Source organism: Lacrimispora sp. (assembly GCF_036758025.1).
Classification (GTDB): Bacteria; Bacillota; Clostridia; order Lachnospirales; family Lachnospiraceae; genus Lacrimispora.
Map to the genome: position 1 here is coordinate 108,589 of NZ_DAIOXM010000014.1, position 7,671 is coordinate 116,259.

The window sequence follows — 7,671 nt, forward strand, 5'->3', positions numbered from 1 at the left end:
CGTTTGGCGATAGCCCATTGACACAACGAACATATTATACTATAGCTTTTCTCTCCGGTCAAGTATTTTTTTACATATTTCATTGTTTTTCTGCATTCCCTAGACAAAAAGAGCCTCCTAATAGGAAGGCTCTTCTCCGGTATGGGCAGTCTCTTCTTTTTTTGTCTCTTTTTGTGTAGTTTCAGATGGCGCTGTTCCGGTGGTGGAGGCCGGTTCTGTGTCAGACGTCTCCTCTGTTTCTTCCTCCTCTGTCCCCGAATCCGGCATTCCGTCTCCAATGACAGGGGTTTCAAATACTCCCTTTACAGTTGTCTGCCTTCCAATCTTAGGAGAAATTCCTCCTAGAATAAAGGTATACTCCGTCGCTCCCTGAAGCCCTGTCACATGGATCTCACAATAGTCGGAAGAAGTATCTTCCACTTTTGCGGAATAAGTATTTCCATCTCCATCCTTTACAGAAACAGTGGGATTTTTCCATTTGACCTTGGTTTTGAAATAAACCATAACAAGTTCGTTTTCATAATCCACATAATCAATCTTTATGACCTCAGACGATACCACCTCCTGCCCTGAGGAAGTCTCCTCCGGAGTTTGGGAAGGTGCCGAAGAGGCCGGCTGGGTCTGTGGCTGGGAAGTCTGGGCCGTTGTCTGGCTTTCTGTCGCAGCGGTCGGTGTCTCAGTCACCGGCTCCTCTGTCGAAGGAGGGCTTGTTTCCGGGCTGGTCTCCGCATGTGTTGCGGGCGGTGAAGTCTCAGGCTCCTGAACACCGGTCCTGTCTCCCACCGCATAGGAACGCTCTGCTATGACTCTGGCAATCTCTTCCATATTCAAGGGGGCCAGTTCCTTCATATCCTCCATGGTCATGGAGGAATTCTGTCCGATCAGCTCCTTTAAGAAATAAGCCTTTCCATAAGAAATGTTATATTCATCAGCAAGCTGCTTTACTTCATCCTCTTCAATGACCTGCTGGTCATAGACCACTGCCTTCAGCTGCTTTTCCTCCAACGTGGCCTGTATATCCTTTACCACCGAATAACGCAGGCCCTGGGCCTTTTTAATGCTGTCGTTGGACACAGTGACCAGGATCGCATTATCCAGATCATTTAAGTAGCCCTGGGTGACCATGGAGCCAATGACTGCATTGATCGCAACATTTAAGTCCACGCCCTTTAAGTCCATATCTTCCATAATAGCTGTCCCGTCGTCATTGAGAGCCTCAGCTTCCAGGACCTTGTTTCTTCTATTTACAGACAGCTCCACGCTGGGATTTACATCGATTCCGATTACCGAATCCACCCTGCCATTCTGGTAGGTGTACGTTCCCCCTGCCAGGGCGATCATGGAAAGGCAGGCGGCTGCCAGAATACCGGTCACCCTCCGCCTTACATTCCGGACTGGCCGGGCTGCTGCTTCCTTTTCCTGGGGTGTGCTTAAATCAATCCGGTCCAGAACATCAGGAGTCAACTCGCATACCGCAGACCTTATGCAGGCTTCAAGCTGTTGTCTATTCAATTGTCTGCGATTTAATTTTGCCATAACAAAGCCTACTCCTCTCTTAAATAATTTTCCAACTTTTTCATAGCCCGGTTATATCTGGAAAGGGCCGTAGCCAACGGTATCTTAAGGCTGGCGGCAATTTCTCTGTGTTTTAACCCTCCTGAAGTGTAGAGCAGGACAATTTCCCTCTCCTCCTCCTTAAGTATCTGAAGGGCAGCAAGAAGCACCATCTTATCCGCAGCCATCTCGATCTCCGGGCAGACTTCTCCCGTTTCCATTCCAGTTAAATCTTCTAAGGTGATATCCGAATCATGTTTTTGTTCCCGGAATTTCATATAGCAAAGATTCCGTGCAATGGTAAACATCCACGCCAAAGGCTTCCCCTGGGACTTGTAGCCTGCTGCAGAGGTCCATATCTTTAAATAGACTTCCTGCATGATCTCCTCCGCATCCTGGGGGTGCTTTACAATGGACAGAATAAAGCTATACATTGTCCGGTCTGTATTCTGATATAACTGCCGAAAGGCTTCCTGGTCTCCACCGGCAACCTTTACAAGCAGTGCTTCATCGCTCAAACGGCCGTAATCCTCGGGCCCGCCAAGGCTCATCAATCCCATAAACAACATGGATCAGATTTCCTTTCTACTAAGTTAATGCGGAATGCTGTCTTCTTATTGCATAATATGGAAATTTTTTATTTCCTTATTTTTCCACTCCAAAGCCGCTTTCGGCTGTAATGACCAGACAGCACCGCTTATCCATCTCAGTGATTCTTCTCGTAATCTCTTCCTTTAACCATTCCCGTTTCTCTGTGTCATATTCCCTGGGAACCACAAGGTCAAAAATAAGGTTGATCCTGCTTCTTCCCTCCACCATACGGAAATCGTGAAAGGAAACTTTTGTATCCACTTCTTTTAAGACATTTTCCACCATACAGCCAAACTCCATCACGCTGGAATTGTTGGTCTCCACAGGGTCCATGTGAATTACCAGAAATATACCGAATTTTTTTAATGCCTCCCGTTCAATCCTGTCAATGATTTCATGGGAAACATCCACATTTACATCATTAGGCACCTCTGCATGAATGGAAGCCATACTTCTGGAAGGGCCGTAATTATGGACGATCAGGTCATGACTTCCTATAATTCCATCATAGCTCTCCACAAAGCTGGTAATTTCCCCGTACAGCCTGGGATCAATGGGTTCACCAATAAGAGGAGCCAGGGTATCCTTTGCAATGCTGACACCTGCCCACATAACCACCAGGGAAACCATAAGCCCCACAATTCCGTCAATATTCAATCCCCATATCCCATAGAACAAAAGAGAAACCATGGCAGCCGAAGTCGCCACCACATCTCCTAAGGAATCCGCTGCCGTGGCCTTCATGACCGCAGACTGAATCCGTTTTCCCAGCTTGCGGTTAAAGGCTGCCAGCCACAGTTTAACGCAGACAGAAAGGAGTAAAATAAATACAGAAATTCCTTTAAAAACCATTTCTTCTGGATGGAAAATCTTTTCCAAAGAGGTTTTAAAAAGGGAAAAACCAACTTGAATGACCAGAAAGGCTACAATAAATGCGGCAATATACTCCACTCTTCCATGTCCGAATGGATGCTCCTCGTCAGCGGGCTTTCCGGCCAGCTTCACTCCTACAAACCCAATAATAGATGAGGCGGCATCAGAGAGATTGTTAAACCCATCCGCCATAACGGAAATGCTGTTGACCATCAATCCTACAAAAATTTTGGCGCAGAACAGAATAATATTACAGCAGATCCCCACAGTGCTGGCCATCAGCCCGTATCTTGTCCTTACCTGTACATCATCCGTATTCTTATAATCCCTGACAAACCTTCTCACCAAAAAATCCGTCATGCTGCTCCTTTCCCGCTCCCATCCTGATTCATTCTAATAATATACCTTCTCCAGAAAAAGGCCCTCCGGAGGCGCCGTAAAACCTGCAGCACTTCTCTCCTTTGCCTCCAGGATTTCCTTCATCTCTTCCGCCTTGCGCTGTCCTAACCCAACTTCAATCAGGGTTCCCGTAAGAATCCTTACCATATTATATAAAAATCCATTTCCCGTATACCGGATGATAAGCTTGCTTCCTTCCTGTTTAAATTCAATGCTCTTTAAAACTCTGACCGAAGACTTCTTCAGCTTCTTGTTGGAACAGAAGCTTTTAAAATCCTTCTCTCCTATTAGAAAAGAAGCCGCCCGCTCCATCTCCTTTACATTGAGAGGCTGAAAAAGACCGTAAATGTATTTTCTTTCAAATACCTGCTTCTTCCCGCCGGTTTCGATCCGGTACAAATAAGTCTTTTCTATTCCGTTTAACCTGCTGTGAAACCGGTCAGAAGCCTGTTCCACTGATTTTACCCCGATATCCTCCGGAAGATACTTATTTAAATAATCCTTTATTTCCTCCTCCGACATGCTCACATCAACATGAAAATTGGCTGTCTGGGCCAAGGCATGTACACCGGCATCTGTCCGCCCGGAACCGTGGACTTCCACAGGCAGTCCTGCCATCCGCTCCAAAACACTCTCTATTTTCCCTTGTATGGTCTGAGAGCTATTTCCCTGCTTCTGCCATCCATCGTATCTGCTTCCATCATATTCCAGTACCATCCGGTAATTTTTCATCATATTATTTCGCCCTTCTTTTTATCCTGCCGTTCATAGCCTGCTTTCTCACCATCAGCCCTGCGGCTCCAAGCAATGTTCCAAAAACTACTCCAAAGCAGTCTATCCATATATCTCCAACCTGTCCGGACCTTCCCGGAACAAACAACTGTATGGTTTCATCTAACAGAGGGATCACACACCCTGCCGCCAAATGGATCAGCCAACGTACCTGGGGAGCAAAGCCACAGGCCGGAAGGCAGTTCCACAGCAGAATTCCCAATAAAGCATACTCTGAAAAATGAGCCGCCTTGCGTATCACGTGCTCCGTCACCCACGGGGCATTTATTTCCCATAACTCAAACGCTTTCTGAACCAGCTCCAGCACCCTTCCGCTGTCCTCTGACGAAACATTCGACGGCTTCAAGGAATGGGAAAATATAAACAGCACATAAATCACTGTAACCGCTGTCCAGATATACTTCTTTTTCATGACCTGTTCCTCAAAATCCCGCTTTGTTCTACCATTTGGGCTGCCCGGGCCAGAACATCTTCCTCCTGAACCAAGGCCAGTCTCACATACCCTTCTCCTGATGGACCAAAGGCACTTCCCGGAGTTACCAAAACACCAGATTTTTCCAGCAGTTCTACAGCAAAAGAGGCAGAACTGTCAAATCCTTCCGGTATTTTAGCCCATACAAACATGGTAGCTTCCGGCTTTTCCATCTCCCATCCGATTTGAGACATTCCATCGCAAAGGGCATCCCGTCTTCTTTCATACGCCCTTCTGGTCTCTGTCACACAGGACTGGTCCCCTGCGATGGCTGCAATGGCAGCCTTCTGAAGAGGAAGAAACATACCATAGTCCATATTGGATTTCAGGGTTTTCATTCTGCTGACCACCTCTTTATTTCCAAGACAAAAACCGATTCTGGCTCCTGCCAGTCCATAAGTTTTGGAAAGAGAATTAAACTCCACTCCAATTTCCTTTGCTCCCGGAAACTTAAGAAAACTGCCGCATTTCCTGCCGTCAAACACCAGCTCACTGTATGCATTGTCGTGAAGAACGATAATATTATATTTTATGGCAAATCCAATCAGCTTCTCATAAAAAGAATCGGGAGCCAAAGCAGTAGTAGGGTTATTGGGATAAGAAACAATCAGAAATTTTGCTTTTTTCGCAATATCTTCAGGAATATCATTAAAATCTATAATATAACCATTTTCCTTTTTCTGAGACATGTAAAATAGACTGGCTCCTGCCAAAAGAGGGCCATCTGCAAAAACAGGATAGCAGGGGTCCGGAACCAGAACCATATCCCCTTCATCCACAATGGATAAGGCAATATGAGCCAGTCCTTCCTGGGAACCTAACAAAGAACAGATTTCAGTTGCCGGGTCCAGGGTTACGCCATACCTTCTGTCATACCACTGGGCCACTGCTTCAAGAAGCTCCCTTTGGTCGTTGATGGCATAGATGTAATTCTTCGGATCTGCCGCCGCCTCACACAAGGCTTCTGTAATGTGCTTTGCCGGAGGAATGTTTGGTGCGCCCACACCCAGATCAATAACCAGCTCTCCCTTTTCCTCTTTCCGTCTTTTCATTTCCAACAGCTTTGAAAAGATTCCCTCTCCAAAACGATTCATTCTTTTAGCAAACTGCATGGACCGCTTCTCCTCTGTCTCTTTGTATTTTATCATATCCTGGTTATTATAGTACACTGGCTGTTATAATACAAGGACAGCCATAAAAAATTCCCCAAAAACGGCTTAAAACCGTATATTGGGGGAATTTTCTCTTATGGTCCTATGGTAACCGGCACACCTAAATTGCAGTAGCTCCATAAAACATCCATCACAGTATTGTCAACTGCAACACATCCGCTGGTGGTTCCATCGGGAATTCTTTCTCCATGAATCATAATAGCCCCGCCAAGAGCCGTGTCCCAGGGCGGCTGTCTGCCTTCCAGGTTCGCCTTCACAATTTCATCCCGCTCCGCTTCCGTAATAATGCCGTCTGCAAAGCCTCTTTCCGCATCCTTGATTCCGGGATAGGAAAGCCCTAAGGATAAATAAGCCACGCTTTTATCATTTCTGGTGCACACATAAAACTGGCCGCTGGGGGTTCTCATATCACCCTCCACCTTTTTGTTTCCATCCTCAGACGAAGCTCCTAATGCAACAGGGTATTGAGCAATCAATGCACCATTCTGCTTTAATGTCAAAACCTTGGTCCGTTTGCTCACATATATGGTCACACCATTTGTGGATGGCGTCCCTCCTGCTCCAAGATTTGCCCCTGGCCCGGATACAGGCTCTCCATACCCTGTTAAGCTGGCGGATAAAGACAATACCACTGCAAATACCGAGGCAAGCAGACGTTTATATCTTCTTCCTATCAATTCCACAATTTTAAAAACCCCCTTATTTGTCATATTACGAAAACAAGTTTTCATACCTAAAGGGCATGACGTAATCGGATGGACGGCAGAAAAAAGCGCTGCTTTTCATCAGAAATCTAAAATCGTTTTCTCATTAACCATATTATACCATCCGTTTATTGGGTTATGATTTACGTTATTCTTACATTTTTCAAAATTTCCGTAATACAATACAAATTACGTTTCTATTTAATGCACAAACTCCAGATAGGCCATGACAGCGCTTAAGCATCCGTCAACCCCTGCCACACCGCTTTCCAGGCACAAATGATAATTCTGGGCCTTTCCCCATTCATTTCCCGTGTAATACTGATAGTAATCCTTTCTCTTTTTATCCACTTCCCTGATTTTACTTTCCATTAACTCAGGAGCAACTCCTGTGGACAAAGAATTCATTCTCTTTAAACGGTTCTCCATTTTTGCATATATAAACAAATTTAAGCTGTTTTCCAAAACTCTGTCCGCACACCGTCCCACAATAATACAAGGACCCTGTTCCGCCAGCTTCCGGATTACACGGCTTTGAGCCAGGAAAATCTGGTCTGATACAGACACTTCATAAAGAGAAGAAAACGGCGAATAAACGTGCTGCTTCAAAGATTCCTGTAAAGTAGGAATATGCTCATCATAGTGCAGAAATGCTTCCTCTGACAAATCACTTTCCTCCGCTGACAGGGAAATCAGTTCCTTATCATAAAACGGAATTCCCAGCTTTTCCGCCAATTTCATACCTAATTCACGTCCGCCGCTGCCAAACTCACGGCTGATTGTAATCACCTTTTCCAACATGTACTCCTCCTTATCCTCTGCTGCCCAAACAGTTCTACCGGCCAATGTTTCCTTACGGCCAGACAAGACCCGTCCATGAGCTGCATTCATGATTATTACAGGGTTCCATTTGTCTTGATATATCTGCATTCTACCACATTCTTCAACTCCTGTATACCATATTTCCCAGTATTTCATCCTTTACCTTACAAAATACATCATAGTCCGCCCTGCTTTATTCTTGTAGAACCATTTTGCCAAACGAAACGCTTCCCATCATTTTGCCCGTTTAAACTAAGCTGTCTACCCTTGTCTACACTAAAAGGGATCTTTT

At 45.4% G+C, this 7,671-nt stretch carries 8 protein-coding genes; all 8 read right to left on the reverse strand.

Annotated features, from left to right (window positions below; genetic code table 11):
- Positions 1 to 117: 117 nt before the first annotated feature.
- Entirely contained in the window at positions 118 to 1,536 is a 1,419-nt protein-coding gene (locus tag V7M78_RS13275; RefSeq protein WP_333650291.1) for an anti-sigma-I factor RsgI family protein, read from the reverse strand.
- Between the two features lie 8 nt (positions 1,537 to 1,544).
- A complete protein-coding gene (locus V7M78_RS13280; protein WP_333650293.1) occupies positions 1,545 to 2,123 on the reverse strand; it encodes an RNA polymerase sigma factor in 579 nt (192 codons plus the stop codon).
- Positions 2,124 to 2,199: 76 nt separating this feature from the next.
- Positions 2,200 to 3,378, reverse strand: coding sequence for a cation diffusion facilitator family transporter (locus tag V7M78_RS13285; protein WP_333650295.1), 1,179 nt, complete (start codon positions 3,376 to 3,378; stop codon positions 2,200 to 2,202).
- Between the two features lie 33 nt (positions 3,379 to 3,411).
- Entirely contained in the window at positions 3,412 to 4,152 is a 741-nt protein-coding gene (truA, locus tag V7M78_RS13290; protein WP_333650297.1) for a tRNA pseudouridine(38-40) synthase TruA, read from the reverse strand.
- 1 nt (position 4,153) lies between these two features.
- Positions 4,154 to 4,621: a VanZ family protein gene (locus V7M78_RS13295; RefSeq protein ID WP_333650299.1), complete on the reverse strand. Its 468-nt coding sequence runs from the start codon at positions 4,619 to 4,621 to the stop codon at positions 4,154 to 4,156.
- On the reverse strand, positions 4,618 to 5,793 hold the full coding sequence (locus V7M78_RS13300) for an aminotransferase class I/II-fold pyridoxal phosphate-dependent enzyme (RefSeq protein ID WP_333650301.1): 1,176 nt from the start codon (positions 5,791 to 5,793) through the stop codon (positions 4,618 to 4,620). The genes V7M78_RS13295 and V7M78_RS13300 overlap by 4 nt, the downstream gene beginning before the upstream one ends.
- A 134-nt stretch (positions 5,794 to 5,927) precedes the next feature.
- Complete coding sequence (locus V7M78_RS13305) at positions 5,928 to 6,536, reverse strand: L,D-transpeptidase family protein (protein WP_333650303.1); 609 nt, start codon at positions 6,534 to 6,536, stop codon at positions 5,928 to 5,930.
- Between the two features lie 222 nt (positions 6,537 to 6,758).
- The gene (locus V7M78_RS13310) at positions 6,759 to 7,355 is read right to left on the reverse strand and encodes a cytidylate kinase-like family protein (protein WP_333650305.1); all 597 of its coding nucleotides are present in this window, start codon (positions 7,353 to 7,355) and stop codon (positions 6,759 to 6,761) included.
- Between the last annotated feature and the right edge of the window lie 316 nt (positions 7,356 to 7,671).